The sequence below is a fragment of the Actinoplanes sp. NPDC051411 genome (assembly GCF_040682075.1).
Classification (GTDB): domain Bacteria; phylum Actinomycetota; class Actinomycetes; order Mycobacteriales; family Micromonosporaceae; genus Actinoplanes.
In genome coordinates this window covers 1-17,145 of the sequence record NZ_JBFBAD010000061.1, presented here as the reverse complement: position 1 = coordinate 17,145, position 17,145 = coordinate 1, and the positions used below count along the sequence as shown (strand labels likewise).

Here is a 17,145-nt window from a genome sequence, read left to right as displayed (position 1 = left end):
GTCGGTCGACTCGGCAGCACTACGCTTATTCAGAGAATGGGTATCCAACATGCAACCGTCTGCCGCCGACCGGCGGCCCAACCCCGCCCCGACCGCGTCCACCAGATCCACATACACCCGAGCGGCCAACAATCGATCGCTTGACGCCAACTGACCGTCGCCTCACCTCGTTACAAGGTCCTCTCAAGAGCGCCGGACACAACTATCCTTCCGACATGGCGGAAAGACCTGCAGCAAACCCGGACTTGCGAGAGCTATTGGACCTGTTAGCGCTGCTACCCCCAACTCGGCAGGAAGAAGCCCTCGAGTTCCAAGACGTGGAAGGCTTCTGGCTGAGCTACGCAGACGCTCATCCCCGCCGCTTCGGGCAGTGGCTGCCCGACAAGCTCCGCGCGAACCTCGCGGCGGCCCGTCGCGCCGACCCCAGCTGGCAAACTGTCAAGGACCTGTGCGGCTACTGCCTGACGTTCTTCGACCAGCTTGACAACTACGAGTGCATGAAGCTTCTCGACGTGGTCGGCTTCAACGCGATCGTGCCCAACACGGAGGGCGACATCGGACGGCGGTGGGCGCAGTCGGTGTGCAGGTTGGCTTGGCAGCTGTTTGTGACTGCTCAAGCGACGATTCTCTCGGCGCAGCGACGGCCGTAAGCTAAGCCGGCGAGTTGAACTGTTCAGCTGCACATCAAAGCTAGCGCGAGCGCCGACGATCCGATGAAGGAGCGATCAGCGACAGAGTCTATTCTCCGTGGCGGAGCCTGGCAGCCGTCGGCATCCGGACATACCGAGATAAGTACGTGTGACCGAGTTCAAGCAGCGGCGCCTCAACCGCTGGCTGAGCTAGCCGCGCTGTTTCGCGATTAAGGATTTCGTATATTGCGTTGCGACCTCGAAGCTTGAGTCGAGGAGTGCGTCTCCTACTTTTCCTAAGCGCTGGAGCGAGTCGACGTCTCGTCGATCGAAATCAAAGCCGGAACGAGTCTTGACCCGCCCGTCGAGACGGCTTCGTTTGGAAATGCGGCGGTAGATCAGGAGTTGACACATAAGCATGCGCCAGTAGACAGGACGATCCGCTGGCGTGAAGTTGTAGAGTGGATTGCAGAATAACCCGAGTGATTTATTCCTGGCATCGTCCGGGTTGTTGAAAATTTCCAAGTAGCGCTGCTCAAATTCGTTGACGGTAGTCAGCCGGCCGGCATCCCGGTGTATGCAAACCTCGATCGCCGGGTCAAGGCGCCCACGAGTGAGACCTTGCCACCAGTATGTACTGGGCTCCTTGGCTCGCTTTTCTCGCCAGCCGGGTACAACTGGATCGTATCGAAGGGTGGGCTCCATCGCGGCTATTTGGTAGTCGTCAAGATGAACTTTATACGCGCAACGCGCAAGCTCGTATATTTCGTTAACGCGAGCATCGAACCGAAGGTCGACCAAGTTGACCTTGTCGCTGAGAAGCGTGTAGCAAGCGAGCGGCTCAAGCAAGGCTCGAGCAAAAGCAATTACCTCCGATGATTTGCTCAACATCCAGTACGCGCTAATATCACGCGTGGCTCGCAACTCCTCCCACCGTCGACTGTCGGCCAGTTCAATAATACGATCAGCGGCAAACTGGCAGCTATCGGCCAGCCTCATGATCAGCGGCTCGGCTTCGTCATATATCTTTTTCCGCGCGGCATACTCATATTGACGTTCACTTTGAGCGTCGGCCGACTCCGCGGCGAGCTTTGACTTTAGGACCTCGAGATCTTTGTTTGTGTTGTGAGTTGCTCGTGCGACATAAATAGCCGAGGCCAGCGACAGCCCTGCGGCAAACGTAGCCGCACCCGCAGACACTAATTGCTCCGGCAGCGACACCTTAGCCTTCTCTCATTGGCCCAGGAGGACCGAAGAGTTCCGATTAAAACTCTCGCATCCAAATAGAACGAGGTGCGGCAATTATTCCCAGCGGTTCGAGCAAGCGCAAGCCGGGGCGCATCGGCCGGCTATTCGTAACGTCGATCATGTCGATCTTGTGCTCGGCGTCAGGAAGTGCCCACCGACGTAGGCTTAGCATAGCGATCAACGTTCGCTGACGTCAGCGTCGATCCCTGGGAATTAGCGTGGACAAACTGCACATGACGGCACTGTCATGCCGCGAACAGCGGACAGCGCTACTCCACATTCGAAGCCGCCCACAGCGTGAAGACATCGAGCTACGGTCGCGTAGCGCAATGACTTGACCCGTCACGTCGGCGCACACGGGCAATGCGGCGGCCCTTCCCGCCTACTGGATTGCCACCCGCTCGGCCAGGCGAGCACCATCCGCCGGCCACGAATGTTCCCACACTCGAAAGTATGGACCGGCTATACCCAAAGCCCGCACTCATCTCCGGCTGACTGCGCGCTTCTCCACCGTGTGGGTCACAGGGGGACACGCTCGGGACGAGTAGCAGTGGAGCTGCGTCGGCTGAGCAAGGTTCGGAAGGATGCCCATGTCGAGGCTGACTTTCACGCCGGTTGCCGGGGATAATCATTATCCGGATGGAGGTCGTCCGGAATGGGCTCTACAGTGCCGGGCATGACGGAGGCCGGAACGGATTGGCCGGTGGTCGATGGTGTTGCGACGGCGTGGTTTGACGCGCCTTCGCTGATCGAGGGGGCTGCGCTGGCCGGCCGCATCGTGGAGCTGTCGGCCGAGATGGTGGTCGATCTGCGCGCGACAGGCGCGCGGGTGCGCCTCGACTCCGACGAGCACGCCGAGGCGGTGGCGGCGGCCGCGCGGGATCTCGGGCTGGCCGCGAACCCTGCCGTGCTGCAGCAGCTGAGCGTCGTGTTCGAATCCGCGAATCCGTCTGTGGTGAGGCGGTTCTGGCAGCGCGTGTTCGACTACGCGCCTGGCGAGGACGGCGGTTTGGTGGATCCGTTGCGGCGCGACCCCGCGATCCGGATCCGGCAGTCGACCGAGTCGCGGCCGTTGCGGAACCGCATCCACCTCGACGTGGTGCGGCCGGCCGCGGCGGTCGAGCAGGCGAGTCTTGGTGAGGCGTCGGGACCGTTCGGGGTCTGTCACACCGACCCGGACGGCAACGAGGTCGACCTGGTGCCGGGCGCGGCGCTCGGCGAGAGGCTCGGGACAGCGGACTGGCAGGCGGTGTTCAGCGCGATGGCGTGCTACCGCATCACCTCGCCGAGGCAGCAGCGCGACCTGGCCGCCGCGGCAGCGGCGCTGGCCGACGACGCGGGTTTCCCGCTGCTGGTCGACCTGCGCCCCGGGCTCGTGATCATCGACAGCGGTAAGGACCAGTGGGAGCATGACGCCCACGGCCTCCAGCTCGACTTCACCGACCTCGCCGGAAACCTCCAGGCCGCAGCCCGCGAACTCGGGGCCGCTGCGGATCTGGGGCTGCCGCGCTTCGCTCAGCTCTTCCTCGACGCCGCCGACGTCGCCGCGGTCCGGTCGTTCTGGGTCGCGGCACTCGGATACACCCACGACCGGCGAGCCGGGGTCAGCGACGTCCACGATCCGCGGCGGCTGAACCCGGTGCTGGTGTTCCAAGAGCTCGACGCTTCGGAGACGGAGCGGCGCCGACAGCGCAACCGCCTCCACTTCGAGCTCGCTGTGCCGTCGGACCTCGCGCGGACGCGCCTCGCCTCGGCCGTCGCGGCCGGGGGCCGGCTCCTTGACGAGTTGGAGGGTCGCTGGCGGCTCGCCGACCCCGAAGGCAACGAAATAGTGATCGCAACTACTCACATTCACGGGTGATCGCCGCGCGCGGCCCCGCCAGCCGAATTCGATCTCGGCTGCGGGCAATGTTCGGCGCGGCGGAAGATGTCCGGGTCAGTGGTGTGCACCGGTTCGGCCGAGGGTGGTCTCCGGCGTTGCTCCTGGACGAGTCCACTGGGGCACCGGGCGGCTCGTCGGACCCCACGTGGCTGTGCCGTCCGCGTCGGCCCGCCAATACCAGCACGGCTCCCCGCCCTTGGGCCATCCCTGAGGGCTGGCCTGCCAGGCCTCGCCTCGCCCGTACGGCGTCATGTCGAGCAGGGCGAACGACCCGCTGGCCGGCTCGGTGCCCCGGCCGGTCGTGCGGTAGGTGAGGAACACGCGCTCGCCGTCGCGCAGGAAGCAACTGAAATAGCCCATGTCGCCGCCGATCGGCTCCGGCAGGTCGCGCACCGAATACCACGGCTGGCGGTAGCCCATGAACTCGACGAACGGAGCCACCTCATCCCACCGACCAGGGGTGAGCACGGCGAATGAAACCCCGCGCGCCTTGAGGTAGGTGGTGTCGCGCAGGTGCCAGGCCGACACCGTGCAGCCCTCGCACTGCCCCTGGTGCGGCGCGCCGTCGTGCCACATGTGCTGGTAGACGAGGAGTTCATCGCGGCCCTCGAACAGGTCCCGGAACGGCACCGGGCCGTCCGGTCCGACGACCTCGACGCCACCGTCGATCTCGACCATGGGCAGCCGGCGCCGCGCCGCGGCGATCGCATCGCCCTCGTGGGTGTGCGCTTTCTCCCGGATCAGCAGTTCGTCCCGGGCTGCCTGCCAGGTGTCCAGGTCGACGACCGGCGGCCGCCCGGAAAGTTCGTTCGTGGTCATGGCTGACTCCCTTCTCTGCCCGAGACGTCGAAGCTGCCGTCCCGGCTTCGACAGTAGATGTGGCTGGTTGTCGCGGAACCCCAAGAATGGCCGTGTCGGTCGATAACCGAGGCAACCTATGCCCGCATGGTGAGCGATGGTTCGTTGCCCTACGGACGACGGATCAACGCCCTGGCGGGCTGTGTCGAGCGCTATCGACCGCTGGGCTATCTGGCGACATTCGGTTATCTGAACGAGGTTGCCGGACCCTTCCGCAGCGAGGAGGCGGCGTTGCTCCGGGCGTTGGCCGCGCTGACGGCCAGCCGCACCCTATGGCTGACGGAACTTGGCTCGTACGCCTCCCGCCGGAAGGAGGCCAAGCAGCTCGGCCGGCGCACCCCTCGGTCGTCGGACAGCGATCCGAGCCAGCTCACGTGTTGGTACGGCGATTCGCGACGGGCGGCGACGTTCACCCTCGGCTTTCTGTTGAGGAAGCGGGACCGGATTGCCTGCGCGGACGCCGATGTCATCCGTCTCGCGTCGGCTGTGCTCGAGGCCGGAGGGGACGTCGACCGGGTATGGCTTGACCAGCTGAGTGTTCTCCGGAAACGGCTGAAGCTTCTTCGTGAAGTATCAGGCCGGCCGAACGTCGACTGGCCGAATTGGCACAAGGCCAACCAGTCTCTCCCTGATCTGTCGCGAAGAAACTTTCCGCGGTCATCCACGGGCCGACGCCGCGATCAGTCGGCGAGCAGCCCCAGCCGATGCGCCACCGCCGCCGCCTCCACCCGGTTGGCGACCTCGAGCTTGGCGATGATCCGCGAAACGTGGACGCTGGCCGTCTTGGGCGAGATGTAGAGGTTCTGTGCGATCCGGCTGTTGCTCTGCCCCTGGGCGACCAGCCGCAGCACCTCCCGCTCCCGGGCGGTCAAAATCTCCGGCCCGTCAGCCGTCGTCGCCTTCACGCCCAGGCGCCGGCCCAGAACGTCGGCCTCCTCGAGCAGCGGGCGGGCTCCGAGCGCACCGGCGATCGCCACCGACTCGCTGAGCGCGGAAGCGGCCGCCGCCCGGTCGGAGGCGCGAGCCTCGGCCAGCGCCAGCAGCGCGCGAGCCAGCTCATAACGCTGGCCGTCCCGCCGCCACGCCTCGACCGCGGCCTCCCAGCACACCTGGCCGCCGGTGAGCAGGGCCTCCAGCGTCGCCGCCTGGGCCCGGTCGGCCGGATAGCGCTGGGGAATCCGGGCCGCGACGGCGCGCAGAGTTTGCCGGAGGTCGTCGACGCCGGCGGCGGCCCGGGCCGCCGTGGTGAGCATCGGCCAGGAATAGCGCGGGCGCTCGGCCAGCGCCGGTTCGGCTGCCGCGGCCCGGGCGGCGGTCACCGCCGCGCCGGCGTCACCGGCCGCCATCGCCTGCAGGATGCGCAGCTCGAGCAGGCCGAACCGCTCGTCGTTTTCCAGGAACGGCCGCCCCAGCAGCCCGACCACGCGAGTCAGAAGGGCCGGGGCGCCCTCGTGCCCGCGGGCCAGCCGCAGCATCGCGCGCAGCCGCAGCCAGGGCAGCGCCAGCTTGCCGGGTGGGTCGAGCCGGGCCGCCTCGGCGAGCCGGGCGTCGGCCTCCTCCCACCGGCCGAGCGCGATCAGGGCCTCGGCGTGATTGGCCAGCAGGAACACGCCGGTGGTGCGGCCGACACCGACCCGGTCGGCGTGCGGGACGCCCTCGCCCGCCGCCTCGGCCGACTCGGCGTAGTGGCCCAGCTCGAACTCGGCGTCGGAGATGTTGACCAGGGCACGGGTCAGCGCGGACAGGTCGCCGGCCGCGCGGGCCCGGTCGGCCGCCGCATACATCGTCGGGAGGCCCTCGGTGGGTGGCATCTGGCCGGCGCACACCCGGGCGAAGGTGATCTCGACGTTGACCAGCGTGGAAAGGTCACCGAGAAGGGTCGCCTGGGCCATCGCCTCCTGGGCCACCGCTCCGGCGCGCACGGCGTCGATGCCGGCCATCACGTACGCCACGTCGGCCAGCAGCCGCACCCGGTCGGCGCCCGGCTCGGCCAGGGAGAGCAGGTTGTAGGCTTCGAGGGTCTCCGCCCGCCCGTCGCTCTTGCCGGCGTTGCGCAGGAGCTTGGCCCGGCGCACGAGAAGACGCGCCGCCCGCAGCGGCTCGGCCTCGCCGTCGAGATCGCGGAGCGCGGCCCGGGTGAGGCTGAGCGCGCGCATGTGATCGCCCGAGTCGATCGCCACCAGCGCGGTCTCCTCGAGAAGGTCGAGATGGTCGATGCCGAGCAGTTCGGCCGCCTGCGGAACCTCCTCCCACAGCTCGATCACGCGGTCGAGCAGGCGCGCCTGTTCGGCATAGGCATAGCGGCGGGCGGCCTCGTCGGCGGCCCGTTTCGCGGCGACCAGGGCCCTCGGCCGATCGTGCGCGGCGTGCCAGTGGTGCGCGATCTCGGCCGGCGCCCGGCCCATCGCGACCAGGTGCGGCTCGCTCTCGACCGCCTGGGCGTAGCGCGCGTGCAGGCGGGCGTGCTCCCCCGGCAGCAGGTCGTCGTGCACCGCCTCGCGGACCAGCGCGTGGCGGAACTCGTAGCCCCCGTCGGGGTCGAAGACGATCAGCTGGGCGGCGACGATCGTGCGCAGCGCCGACTCGAGTGATGCCTCGTCGACCCCGGCGACCCGCGACAACAGCTCGTGGCCGAACGCCGTGCCCCCGACCGCGGCCACCCGCAGCACCCGCTGGGCCGGCTCGGGCAGCAGGTCGACGCGCGAGAGCAGCAGGTCGCGCAGGCTGGTCGGGATGTCGCCGCAGCGCGGGTCGCCGGACGACGCGAACTGCTCGATGAAGAACGGAATGCCCTGGGCCCGCTCGTTGACCGCGTCGACGGTCGACGGCTCGGGCTCGGCGCCGAGCAGGTGGGCCAGCATCTCGGCGGTGCCGTCACGGTCGAGACGATCGAGTTCGTGGCGCTGCACACCGCGTACGCGGTCGAGCTCGGCCAGAAATGGCCGCAGGGGATGCCCGCGGTGTAGTTCGTCGGTGCGATAGGTGGCGATCAGCAGCAGGCGGGGCAACCGGGCCGACCGGACCAGGAAGCCGATCAGGTCGCGGGTGGAACGGTCGGCCCAGTGCAGGTCTTCCAGCACGAGCACGACCGGCTGGGCCGCGCTGAGCCGGGCGAACAGCTCGCCGACCGACTCGAGCAGCAGGCCCCGGCGGGCGTCGGTGACGTCGGGCGGTGGCCCCAGCTCGGGCAGCAGCCGCGCGAACTCACGCTCCCGCCCGGCGAAGACCTCGGGCCCCTCGGCCCGCAGCACGTCACGCAGCGCCCCGGCGAAGGGGGCGAACGGCAACCCCTCCTCCCCGAGCTCGAGGCACTGGCCGGTCAGCACTCGCACCTGGTCGCCGGGCAGCCCCCGCAGGAACTCCTCGACCAGCCGGGTCTTGCCGACCCCGGCCTCACCGCCGACCAGAACGGTCGACGGCTCGGCGCTGCGGGTGCGTTTCAGCGCGTCACGCAGCACGGCCAGGTCGGGCTCCCGCCCGACCAGGACCTCGCTGTGCGCATGCGCCGTCATGAGTTCGAGCATGCCATGGGGGTACGACATGAATCGCCCCTCAATCGTGCCGCCGGGGCCACCGCCCGAACCGGCGGTGACGGCCTCGCCCGCTGCGCGCCAGCCGGTATTCGGACGCCTGGCGGATCAGCTCGCCGGACCGCTGGTGGTAGAGGTCGAGCTGGGCCTGGGGGTCGGTGTGCAGGAACATCGCGTTCTCCTTCGCTGTCTGCATCGACTCTTCGCGCGAAGGTCCCCCTCGGGCATGGGGCAGCTGCCTCATTTACGGCCCCCTCAGCCTCCTTACTTGACGGCGGCGGCCTCCCGGCCCGCGTAAGGAGGGTGAGTCCCTCTACACTTCCGGGTTATGGCAACAAAGCCCCAGGAGAAGGTGTCGTTCTTCGAGCGCCTGAAACAAATCGGTCAGGTCATCAAGTTCACGGCACAGCAGGACAAACTGTTCGTGCCGCTGCTGGCCGGCGCGATCCTGATCCCGCTCGCGCTCACCGTGCTCGCGATCGTCCTGGGCCTCAGCCTGGTCTACATCCCGGTCGGCATTCTGGTCGCCCTGCTCGCCGCCGTCATCGTGCTCAATCTGCGCTCCAACACCGCGATGATGAACGCGGCCGAGGGCCAGCCGGGCGCCGCCCCGCAGCTGATCGAAAACATGCGCGGCGACTGGCGCGTCCGCCCGGCGGCCAGCTCGACCACCCAGTTCGACATGGTCCACGTGGTCATCGGCCGCCCCGGCGTCATCCTGATCGGCGAAGGCCAGCCCCAGCGCGTCCGAGGCCTCCTCGGCCAGGAGAAGAAGCGCCTCTCCAAGGTCATCGGCAACGCCCCGATGTTCGACTACGTCCTCGGCAACGAGGAGGGCCAGCTCCCGATCCGCAAGATGCGGACCACGCTGATGCGCCTCCCCCGCAACCTGAGCGGCAAGGACGTCAACGCTCTCGACACCCGGCTGGGCGCGCTGATGGCCCGCCCGCAGATGCCGAAGGGCGCGATCCCGAAGAACATGCGCCCCACCAAGGGCATGCGCCAGCAGCGCCCCCGCTGACTTTCGGGGCGGCAGGAAGTCAGGCCCTCCGGACCATGATGGAGCGGGCCGCCCGGTCGTGGAGGCCGCGGCCGTCGCCGTCGGAGATGACCGCCGGGATGACCAGGGCCAGCAGCACGGCCCGGATGATCGCCCGGGGAAGGCCGATCGCGCCGCCGTCGACGACCGAGATGCAGCGGATGCGGGCCGGCCACATGCCGGGGGTCTGTCCGAACAGGCCGACGAAGAACGCGTTGACCAGGATGAATACGCCCAGCTGAGGCCACGGGTTGGCGCGCAGGTCGTCGACCAGCAGGCTGGCCACGAGCGTGCAGAGGACCCAGTCGATCAGCAGCGCACCGAGGCGGCGGCCGAAGCCGGCGGTCTCCGTGGGGGCCAGGTCGGCGGCGCCGGGGGTGGGGCCGGGGGTGGATGCTGCCATGTCGGCCAGCGTAGCCGGGCCGGTTCGGGTGACTGGGAGCGCGGGCGGGCCGATCGCGATAGCCTCGGGAACGCCCCAACGGGGCCGTAACACGACGGAAACAGTAGGGACACGCCTGGGCAACTCGGTGACCATAACGTCGCGACCAGCCTAGCCGCGTCCGCGCGCCGCGGAATCAACAGGAGGACGTGTGTTCGCCAATCCCGAGGAGCTCCTGCGATACCTCACCGACGAGGACGTCAAGTTCGTGGACGTCCGGTTCTGTGACCTTCCGGGCGTGATGCAGCACTTCAACATGCCGGTCGAGTCGTTCGACGACAGCGTCGTCACCGACGGTCTCGCCTTCGACGGGTCCTCGATCCGCGGGTTCCAGGCCATCCACGAGTCCGACATGATGCTGCTGCCCGACGTCACCACCGCGTTCATCGACCCCTTCCGGACGCAGAAGACGCTGGCGCTCAACTTCTTCATCCACGACCCGTTCACCCGCGAGGCCTACTCGCGTGACCCGCGCAACGTGGCGAAGAAGGCCGAGACCTACCTGGCCTCCAGCGGCATCGCCGACACGGCCTACTTCGGCGCCGAGGCCGAGTTCTACATCTTCGACTCGATCCGCCACTCGACCGCCGCCAACCAGGCCTTCTACTACATCGACTCGATCGAGGGCGCCTGGAACTCGGGTCGTGAGGAGGAGGGCGGCAACCGCGGCTACAAGACGTCCTACAAGGGCGGCTACTTCCCGGTCGCGCCCCTCGACCACTACTCCGACCTGCGCGACCACATGGTGCGCCGGCTGATCGACGGCGGCTTCACCGTCGAGCGCTCGCACCACGAGGTCGGCACCGCGGGCCAGGCCGAGATCAACTACAAGTTCTCGACGCTGCTGCACGCCGGCGACCAGATGCAGATGTTCAAGTACATCATCAAGAACACCGCCTGGGAGCACGGCAAGACGGCGACGTTCATGCCGAAGCCGCTGTTCGGCGACAACGGCTCGGGCATGCACACCCACCAGAGCCTGTGGCTGAACGGCGAGCCGCTGTTCTACGACGAGACCGGCTATGCGGGCCTGTCCGACACCGCCCGGTGGTACATCGGCGGCCTGCTCCAGCACGCGCCGTCGCTGCTCGCGTTCACCAACCCGACGGTCAACTCCTACCGTCGCCTGGTCCCCGGCTACGAGGCGCCGGTCAACCTGGTCTACTCGCAGCGCAACCGGTCGGCCTGTACCCGCATCCCGGTGACCGGCAGCAACCCGAAGGCCAAGCGCGTCGAGTTCCGCGTCCCCGATCCGTCCTCGAACCCTTACCTCGCGTTCTCGGCGATGATGATGGCCGGCCTCGACGGCATCAAGAACAAGATCGAGCCGCCGGCTCCGATCGACAAGGACCTGTACGACCTGCCCCCCGAGGAGTGGGGCAACGTCAAGCAGGTCCCGGCTTCGCTCGACGCGGTGCTCAACTCGCTCGAGACCGACCACGAGTTCCTGACCGCGGGCGGCGTCTTCACCGACGACCTCATCGAGACCTGGATCGACTGGAAGCGCACCAACGAGATCGACCCGGTGCGCCTGCGGCCGACCCCGCACGAGTTCGAGATGTACTACAACGTGTAGCTCGGTAGTGTTCTAGCAGGTCAAGCGCCCTGTGCGGGCTTCTCGGTCCGCACAGGGTCCGCAAACGTCTCGTCCATGAGCGAGTCCGCGGCCGTACGCATACGGTCCTCGGCCGTCGGCCAGAGGTGGGCGTAAATGTTGAGCGTCGTCGTGGCCTTCGCGTGGCCGAGGGCCTTCTGAACCGTCACCACGTCGCAGCCCTTCGCGATCAGGCCGCTCGCGTAGAAGTGCCTCAGATCGTGGAAGTCGTACTCCTCAAGGTCGACCGCCCGGCGCGTCTTGCGCCACCAATAGCCGACGCTGTTCTGGTGCGGCGGGTCGCCGTCGGGCCCGACGAACAGCCACCCCTCGGGGGTCTTCGGCATGTCGCGCACGTGCAGCGAGAGCAGCCGCAACAGCCCGTCGGCGAGGAACACCGGGCGCTCGCTCCCGGCCTTCGGCGGCGAGATGAGCACGGTCCCCTTCGGCCCGCGCTGGACCTGCCGGGTGACGTGCAGCGTCCGGCGCAGGAAGTCGATGTCGGCCAGCTGGACGCCGGCCGCCTCGCCCAGGCGCAGCCCCGCGAACGCGGCCAGCGCCATGAACGTCCGCATCCACGGCACCGCGGCGTTGTCGAGCAGGGCGCGTACCTGCGGCGGCGCCGGAATCACCATCGCGGCCGCGGCCCGCCGCTGGCGCGGCAGCTTCACGCCGTCGCTCGGGTCGACCACGATGATCCGGTCGCGGACTGCCGCGCGCAGGACCGCCCGGACGTTCTGCAGCCGGGTCTTGATGGTGCCCGGCGCGAGCCCGGGCGGCTTGCCGGCGCCCCGGTTCTTGCTCTGCATCGCCTTGACCCACTGCTCGACGTGGGACCGCCGGATCAGCTTCATCGGGACGTCGGCGAACGTCACCGACCCGGCCGCCAGGCGTATCGCCCGCTCGCTGTTCGGCGCCCACACCTGCCGGGCGGCCCAGTCCGCGAAGAACCGGCGGAACGTGATCTCGCCCGCTTTGGGGTCGACGAACTGCCCGGTGACGATCGCCGCGGTCTGTTCGTCCAGCCAGCGCTGGCCGTCGACCTTCCGGTCGAAGTGGCGCGCGTGCTCCTTGCCGGCCTCGTCGCGGTAGCGGGCCCGCCATTTGCCGTCGGCGCGGCGCTTAACGCTGGCCATCGGATTGTCCCGCCACCGTCTCGCGCCATCGGCGTGCTTCCTCGATGTGGCGCGCCAGCAGGTCCGCGTTGCGGTTCGTCGCCTGATTCGACTCGATCGCCCGCTGAAGTTGCTGCCGCAGTTCGACGACCCGCTTGTTTTCCTCGAAACTCCTACGCAGCAACGCTTCCAGCTGCTCTTCCAAGTTGCGCAGCTCCTCGTCGGTGAGCTGGCTCTGGGGCGAGAACGACGCTGTAGAGAGACTGAGACCCAGCAGCACCGACAGCGCCACCACCTCGTTGAAGCGGGTCGGTCGCTTGCCGCTCTCCAGGCGGATCATGGCCGTCTTCTCCAACCGGATTCCGTGCCCCTCTTCGAGCCGCGCCCGGAGTTCCTCCTGCGTCCAGCCCCGGGCCTCACGCTGTTGCCGAACGATCTGGCCGAAGGCCTGCTCCGGCGTGGATTCGCTCTCCCTCGATTTCGCTAGGTGCTTCACAGGCACCAACTTAGCGGTTGCCAACGCTTGCCACAAGCACCTAGATGTGATCAACTGAGGTTCAGATGGAGCACCTGGGAAACCCGTTCAGGGGTGCTCAGCAAGAACCCAAGGAGATGTCGGCCTCGTGGAACGGTTCCTAACGACCGAGGAAGTTGCCGAGCTGGCCCGCACCGGCCCGAGCACAGTCCGCTACTGGCGCATGATGGGCACCGGCCCGCGCGGCGTGAAGCGCGGCCGGCGCGTGCTCTACCCGCTCTCGACCGTTGAAGCTTGGCTCCGCGGCGAGGACCAGGCCGAAGCCACGGCCTGAGCCCGTGCCGAACCCCATCGACCCGAAGTCGCCGACGCGCGCTCAGCGGTTCCGTGATGCCGTCTGGGAATCGGGGCCAGATGACCTGTCTCCGACCGAGGCGCTCGTGTTGCTGGCCTACGCCGACCATGCCCGGGGCGGCGACTCGGCTTGGGTGGCGCAGTCCCGGCTCATGCAGCGATGCAAGATCAGGTCGTCGAGTACGCCCTCACGGATCGTTGCCGGCCTTGTAGAGAAGGGCTGGCTTGAGCTCCTCGCCAGGGCTCAGTGGCGCAACAGGCAGTCGCCCACGTATCGACTTGTCATCCCCAAGACCACCTCGCTCATCGAGGTGGTTGGCGCCGACCAACCACCTCGATCGGTGAGCAAACCACCTCGATCGAGAGTCGAACCACCTCGATCAGCGGCCGAAAGCTCCTCGATGAGCGAGGCGAACCACCTCGATGATCGGACCCCACTCTCTTCCGAGAGACCCTCTGGACTCTCGGGAGGAGAAGCGCCGCGCCCGGCTCCGCCGCGCGCCGCTCTCCCCGGAGAAGACGACCCTCCGGCCCCTGCGGGGCCGCCAGGCGCGGCGCGCGCCGCCGCGTTCGCCGCCGCTCTCAACGCGAAGCGCCGGGACGTACGCATCAGCCACTGGCGCGAACCGCCGCCAGCAGACCCGAATCCTCAGTACGACCCAGGCAAGGCCGCCAAGGCTGCCGCCGAGTTGCCGGTATTTGAGTTCGTCGCTCCTACCCGCGAGGAAGGTGCCGAGTGATCGAGCCCTACACCGACGAGGAGTGGCAGCAGCGCTTGACCGAAGCCGTCAAGCAGACCCTCGCCGCGCGGCAGGCCCGGCGCGACGAGCGAGCGGAGTTCAAGCGCCGGCGCGACTACGGGCTCGCGCAGAGACACGCACGCAAAGCCGCCCGCAACCGAGAGAAGGAAGCCATGACCGAGCACGACCCCTACATCGTCATCGACACCAGCGCACTGACCGGACCGCAACGCCAGCAACTGGCCGTCATCCTGCAACGCGCCGCCATCGCACCCAGCCTCGACCAGCCCGTCGCCGACCTGCTCCACCGCGCCGAGTGCTGCGCCCGGCTGCTGGTGCCCGAGGAGCTGCGCCTAGCCGACATGCGACGCCGCCTCGACGCCGCCCTCACGCCAGACGGACGAGTCCGCGAAACATGGAACGGCTGACAACCACACAGAAGGGCTACGGCTGGGCACACCAGCGAGCCCGCCAGCGAGCCCTGGCCGCCGTGGAGGACGGCACGGCGTGCAGCCGCTGCGGCGGCCCCATGTGGCGGGCACAGGCCCGGCTGCTCGACCTCGACCACACCGACGACCGCCGGGGCTACCGAGGCCTCGCGCACCGGGCATGCAACCGGCGAGCAGGCCAGGCCAAGGGCATGCTCGGCCGCACCCGAGCCACCTCGGTGCCGAGCGTGACGCCGCAGCCAACGCCGCGCTCGCGCAACTGGTGACGCAGGGCAGGGGGGCCGTGCCGAGACGCAGCGTGACCCTCTAGCTGACCCCGAGCTCTCCATCAGGACTTCCGTCCGTGACCCTCACGAAGTTTGTGTTACGCGTCGTTACGAAAGGTTGGCCCATGAACGTCACCGACGAATCGCTGGTCGTACAGGCGCTGCGTGCACTTCCCGCCGATCACGCGTCCGTCACGCTCCAGGAGATGCGTGACTTCGCCCGTGAGCATGGCGGCGACGAGCTGGCCCGGGTGGCCGGCCTGCCGGTGCTGCCCGGCATCGACTATCGGCCGCTCGCCGCCGCGGTCGAGGGCGAGGCAGACGTACGCCGCGCCATGTCGGATCCGGCGTGGCGCGTGTGGACGGCGTGGGCCGTTGCCCTGGGGTTGTCGGTGGCTACCCAGGAGCTGGACGGCGAGCTATCATGATCATCACCTTCGTTCGGGGTGCCAGGTCTTGGTCCTGGGTGCCCGGCGGAGGGATCGGCGCTGGTCGGCGCCTCACCCGTTCGTGGACGCGGACGACTGTTTCCTAACCCGTTGCTGGGCGCTGCGCGCCTGCGGCTGATGCCGTCCACGAACGAAGGGATATCCCCGTGGACACCGATTTCAATTTTCCGGCGCTCAAGGCGGCTCGCGACAAGCTGGAGACGGCCTTCAAGCAGGCTGGCACCGACATGGACCTGTCGAAGGTCACCGTCCTGAAGGGCGTGACGACGGCCGACAAGGTCGCCGAGATCAAGGCGCTGAACGAGGAGATCGACCAGCTGGAGCAGGTGGCCAAGGCCGCCCGCCGCGGCGGTCACGAGTTCGGGTCGGAGCCCGGTGCCGGTGACCGGCCCGCCGGCGGCCTGAAGGACGCCGCGCGGCGCACCCTCGACGTGCTGGTCAAGACCAAGGCGCTGTCCGACCGCGGCGCGACGCTGGCCGAGACGGTGCTCAACGACCCGAAGCAGCAGGGCCTGTCGGCGCGCTGGGTGGTCGCCGCGGGTAACCCGGACTACGAGTCCGCGGTGATGAAGATGTTCGCCGACCCGCAGCGCGGTCACATGATGTGGTCGCCGAAGGAGCAGGCCGCCTACCAGCAGGCGGAGACGCTGCACCGTGAGCTGAAGGCGATGTCGACGACCGACAGCGCCGGCGGGTACATGATTCCGCTGACCCTCGACCCGGCGATCATGCTGACCAGCGACGGCTCGACGAACCCGCTGCGGCAGCTGGCCCGCGTGGTGCACACCCTGACGAACGGGTGGCAGGGCGTCACGTCGGCCGGGGCGACCGCCGAGTGGAAGGCGGAGGCCGCGGAGGCGTCCGACGGCTCGCCGGTCCTCGACGAGGCGCCGATCCCGGTGCACGCCGGCGACGTCGACGTGCCGTACTCGTACGAGGTCGAGATGGACGCGGTGAACTTCCGCTCCGAGCTCGCCTCGGTGATGCAGGACGCCGCGAACCAGCTGCAGGCGGCCGCGTACACGACCGGGTCGGGCAGCGGGCAGCCGACGGGCATCATCACCGCCCTGGCCGGCACCGCCAGCGAGATCAACAGCGGCGGCAGCGAGGCCCTGGCCGCCGCGGACGTGTTCACCCTGCAGAACGCCCTCCCGGCGCGGTTCTCGCCGCGCGCCCAGTGGATGGCGAACCTGGCCACCATCAACACGCTGCGGCAGATGGAGACGACCAACGGGGCGCTGAAGTTCCCCGAGCTGGCTGACGGCCGGCTGCTGGGCCGGGCGATGAACGAGAACAGCAACATGGACGGCTCGGTCAACGCGGCGGCGACCGCCAGCAACTATCTGCTGGTGTACGGCGACTTCAGCAACTTCGTCATCGTCGACCGGCTCGGCTCGACCATCGAGATCCTGCCCGGGTACGGCGCGAACCGGCGGCCGACGGCGCAGCGGCACGCGTTCCTGTTCTTCCGCACCGGCAGCGACGTCACGGTGGCCAACGGCTTCCGGATGCTCGACGTGCCGACCACGGCCTGATCGGGAGGCGACGATGGCCAGCAGGACGACAGCGCGTACCGGCCGAGGCCGCTCGGGCAAGGTCAGCGCACCGCAGGCGGCGGTCGGCAACATCGACGGCTCGACGCCCGCGGCGGCCGCCGAAGCGGAGCCTGCCGCGCCGGCGGCGGCCCGGCCTGGCCGGTTCGAGGTTCTCACCGAGGACCGGTTGGGCCGTCACCAGGTGCATCGGCTCGGCGCCGTCGACGAGGCTGCGGCGCATGCCTCCGTTACGGCCGGTCTGCCGCACGGCTCGACCGTCCTCGAGGCCGCCCGCGCCGGCGCCGGAATCGGCGTGCAGCACTGAGCCAGGGCGTCAACGTCACCCGGTGCCCCCCTCACCCGTGGGAGGGGCTCCGGACCGAAGGCGGCGAGGCGTTTGATACCTCCGCCGTAGACCCGCCTGCGCCCCCGCTGTGGGGGCCGGGCCCCGCCAGCCACGGGCGGGGGCGGGGCCCCCCCCCCAACAAACCGGGATTGGGGTGCAGCGTGGGGGAGAAGTGGAATACGATGTGAAAAAAA

Annotated in this window: 19 protein-coding genes; 12 read left to right on the top strand and 7 right to left on the bottom strand. The window is 68.5% G+C overall.

From position 1 onward, the window contains the following. Positions 1 to 215 precede the first annotated feature (215 nt). Positions 216 to 650, top strand: a complete 435-nt coding sequence (locus AB0M88_RS29900) for a hypothetical protein (RefSeq protein WP_364108070.1) — start codon at positions 216 to 218, stop codon at positions 648 to 650. A gap of 189 nt (positions 651 to 839) precedes the next feature. Here the strand turns inward: AB0M88_RS29900 and AB0M88_RS29895 are convergent, their stop codons facing one another. Continuing rightward, the gene (locus AB0M88_RS29895; protein WP_364108067.1) at positions 840 to 1,850 is read right to left on the bottom strand and encodes a hypothetical protein; all 1,011 of its coding nucleotides are present in this window, start codon (positions 1,848 to 1,850) and stop codon (positions 840 to 842) included. 703 nt (positions 1,851 to 2,553) lie between these two features. Here AB0M88_RS29895 and AB0M88_RS29890 point away from each other — a divergent pair. After that, positions 2,554 to 3,738, top strand: coding sequence for a VOC family protein (locus AB0M88_RS29890; protein ID WP_364108065.1), 1,185 nt, complete (start codon positions 2,554 to 2,556; stop codon positions 3,736 to 3,738). Positions 3,739 to 3,813: 75 nt separating this feature from the next. On the opposite strand, the gene AB0M88_RS29885 is transcribed toward AB0M88_RS29890, so the two are convergent. Further along, entirely contained in the window at positions 3,814 to 4,578 is a 765-nt protein-coding gene (locus AB0M88_RS29885; RefSeq protein WP_364108062.1) for a DUF899 family protein, read from the bottom strand. Positions 4,579 to 4,704: 126 nt separating this feature from the next. Between AB0M88_RS29885 and AB0M88_RS29880 the strand changes: the two genes are divergently transcribed. Further along, positions 4,705 to 5,415 carry a hypothetical protein gene (locus AB0M88_RS29880; protein WP_364108060.1) on the top strand — a complete coding sequence of 237 codons (711 nt, stop codon included), beginning with the start codon at positions 4,705 to 4,707 and terminating at the stop codon, positions 5,413 to 5,415. Here AB0M88_RS29880 and AB0M88_RS29875 read toward each other — a convergent pair. Beyond that, positions 5,298 to 8,159 carry an AAA family ATPase gene (locus tag AB0M88_RS29875; protein WP_364108058.1) on the bottom strand — a complete coding sequence of 954 codons (2,862 nt, stop codon included), beginning with the start codon at positions 8,157 to 8,159 and terminating at the stop codon, positions 5,298 to 5,300. The two genes, AB0M88_RS29880 and AB0M88_RS29875, sit on opposite strands and share 118 nt — an antisense overlap. 10 nt (positions 8,160 to 8,169) lie before the next feature. Beyond that, positions 8,170 to 8,343, bottom strand: coding sequence for a hypothetical protein (locus tag AB0M88_RS29870; protein WP_364108056.1), 174 nt, complete (start codon positions 8,341 to 8,343; stop codon positions 8,170 to 8,172). A gap of 132 nt (positions 8,344 to 8,475) precedes the next feature. Between AB0M88_RS29870 and AB0M88_RS29865 the strand changes: the two genes are divergently transcribed. Continuing rightward, entirely contained in the window at positions 8,476 to 9,168 is a 693-nt protein-coding gene (locus AB0M88_RS29865) for a DUF4191 domain-containing protein (protein WP_364108053.1), read from the top strand. Positions 9,169 to 9,187: 19 nt separating this feature from the next. Here AB0M88_RS29865 and AB0M88_RS29860 read toward each other — a convergent pair whose 3' ends face one another. Beyond that, complete coding sequence (locus AB0M88_RS29860) at positions 9,188 to 9,589, bottom strand: RDD family protein (protein WP_364108051.1); 402 nt, start codon at positions 9,587 to 9,589, stop codon at positions 9,188 to 9,190. A 190-nt stretch (positions 9,590 to 9,779) separates the two neighbouring features. On the opposite strand from AB0M88_RS29860, the gene glnA reads away from it, so the two are divergent. Then, positions 9,780 to 11,204, top strand: coding sequence for a type I glutamate--ammonia ligase (glnA, locus tag AB0M88_RS29855; protein WP_364108048.1), 1,425 nt, complete (start codon positions 9,780 to 9,782; stop codon positions 11,202 to 11,204). Positions 11,205 to 11,224: 20 nt separating this feature from the next. Here the strand turns inward: glnA and AB0M88_RS29850 are convergent, their stop codons facing one another. Then, positions 11,225 to 12,358, bottom strand: a complete 1,134-nt coding sequence (locus AB0M88_RS29850; RefSeq protein ID WP_364108046.1) for a tyrosine-type recombinase/integrase — start codon at positions 12,356 to 12,358, stop codon at positions 11,225 to 11,227. Then, positions 12,345 to 12,833, bottom strand: coding sequence for a helix-turn-helix domain-containing protein (locus AB0M88_RS29845; RefSeq protein WP_364108044.1), 489 nt, complete (start codon positions 12,831 to 12,833; stop codon positions 12,345 to 12,347). The genes AB0M88_RS29850 and AB0M88_RS29845 overlap by 14 nt, the downstream gene beginning before the upstream one ends. Positions 12,834 to 12,960: 127 nt before the next feature. On the opposite strand from AB0M88_RS29845, the gene AB0M88_RS29840 reads away from it, so the two are divergent. The 7 genes from AB0M88_RS29840 to AB0M88_RS29810 all read left to right on the top strand — a co-directional run bounded on the left by AB0M88_RS29840 (position 12,961) and on the right by AB0M88_RS29810 (position 16,930). Continuing rightward, entirely contained in the window at positions 12,961 to 13,146 is a 186-nt protein-coding gene (locus AB0M88_RS29840) for a helix-turn-helix domain-containing protein (RefSeq protein WP_364108042.1), read from the top strand. Between the two features lie 4 nt (positions 13,147 to 13,150). Further along, the gene (locus AB0M88_RS29835; RefSeq protein ID WP_364108040.1) at positions 13,151 to 13,906 is read left to right on the top strand and encodes a helix-turn-helix domain-containing protein; all 756 of its coding nucleotides are present in this window, start codon (positions 13,151 to 13,153) and stop codon (positions 13,904 to 13,906) included. Then, positions 13,903 to 14,334: a hypothetical protein gene (locus AB0M88_RS29830; protein WP_364108038.1), complete on the top strand. Its 432-nt coding sequence runs from the start codon at positions 13,903 to 13,905 to the stop codon at positions 14,332 to 14,334. The genes AB0M88_RS29835 and AB0M88_RS29830 overlap by 4 nt, the downstream gene beginning before the upstream one ends. Continuing rightward, positions 14,322 to 14,621: an endonuclease domain-containing protein gene (locus tag AB0M88_RS29825; protein ID WP_364108036.1), complete on the top strand. Its 300-nt coding sequence runs from the start codon at positions 14,322 to 14,324 to the stop codon at positions 14,619 to 14,621. The genes AB0M88_RS29830 and AB0M88_RS29825 overlap by 13 nt, the downstream gene beginning before the upstream one ends. Before the next feature lie 125 nt (positions 14,622 to 14,746). After that, positions 14,747 to 15,049 (top strand): hypothetical protein, encoded by a 303-nt coding sequence (locus AB0M88_RS29820; protein WP_364108033.1) that lies wholly within the window; start codon positions 14,747 to 14,749, stop codon positions 15,047 to 15,049. A 167-nt stretch (positions 15,050 to 15,216) separates the two neighbouring features. Further along, entirely contained in the window at positions 15,217 to 16,605 is a 1,389-nt protein-coding gene (locus AB0M88_RS29815; RefSeq protein WP_364108032.1) for a phage major capsid protein, read from the top strand. A gap of 13 nt (positions 16,606 to 16,618) precedes the next feature. Further along, positions 16,619 to 16,930, top strand: coding sequence for a hypothetical protein (locus AB0M88_RS29810; RefSeq protein WP_364108030.1), 312 nt, complete (start codon positions 16,619 to 16,621; stop codon positions 16,928 to 16,930). The last annotated feature ends 215 nt before the right edge of the window (positions 16,931 to 17,145 follow it).

Excerpts from the sequence above, each read along its gene's own strand:
- AB0M88_RS29900 (WP_364108070.1), top strand. The coding sequence starts at position 216 with ATGGCGGAAAGACCTGCAGCAAACCCGGACTTGCGAGAGCTATTGGAC.
- AB0M88_RS29890 (WP_364108065.1), top strand. The coding sequence starts at position 2,554 with ATGACGGAGGCCGGAACGGATTGGCCGGTGGTCGATGGTGTTGCGACG.
- AB0M88_RS29885 (WP_364108062.1), bottom strand. The coding sequence starts at position 4,578 with ATGACCACGAACGAACTTTCCGGGCGGCCGCCGGTCGTCGACCTGGAC.
- AB0M88_RS29880 (WP_364108060.1), top strand. The coding sequence starts at position 4,705 with ATGGTGAGCGATGGTTCGTTGCCCTACGGACGACGGATCAACGCCCTG.
- AB0M88_RS29875 (WP_364108058.1), bottom strand. The coding sequence starts at position 8,159 with ATGTCGTACCCCCATGGCATGCTCGAACTCATGACGGCGCATGCGCAC.
- AB0M88_RS29870 (WP_364108056.1), bottom strand. The coding sequence starts at position 8,343 with ATGCAGACAGCGAAGGAGAACGCGATGTTCCTGCACACCGACCCCCAG.
- AB0M88_RS29865 (WP_364108053.1), top strand. The coding sequence starts at position 8,476 with ATGGCAACAAAGCCCCAGGAGAAGGTGTCGTTCTTCGAGCGCCTGAAA.
- AB0M88_RS29860 (WP_364108051.1), bottom strand. The coding sequence starts at position 9,589 with ATGGCAGCATCCACCCCCGGCCCCACCCCCGGCGCCGCCGACCTGGCC.
- AB0M88_RS29850 (WP_364108046.1), bottom strand. The coding sequence starts at position 12,358 with ATGGCCAGCGTTAAGCGCCGCGCCGACGGCAAATGGCGGGCCCGCTAC.
- AB0M88_RS29825 (WP_364108036.1), top strand. The coding sequence starts at position 14,322 with ATGGAACGGCTGACAACCACACAGAAGGGCTACGGCTGGGCACACCAG.
- AB0M88_RS29820 (WP_364108033.1), top strand. The coding sequence starts at position 14,747 with ATGAACGTCACCGACGAATCGCTGGTCGTACAGGCGCTGCGTGCACTT.
- AB0M88_RS29810 (WP_364108030.1), top strand. The coding sequence starts at position 16,619 with ATGGCCAGCAGGACGACAGCGCGTACCGGCCGAGGCCGCTCGGGCAAG.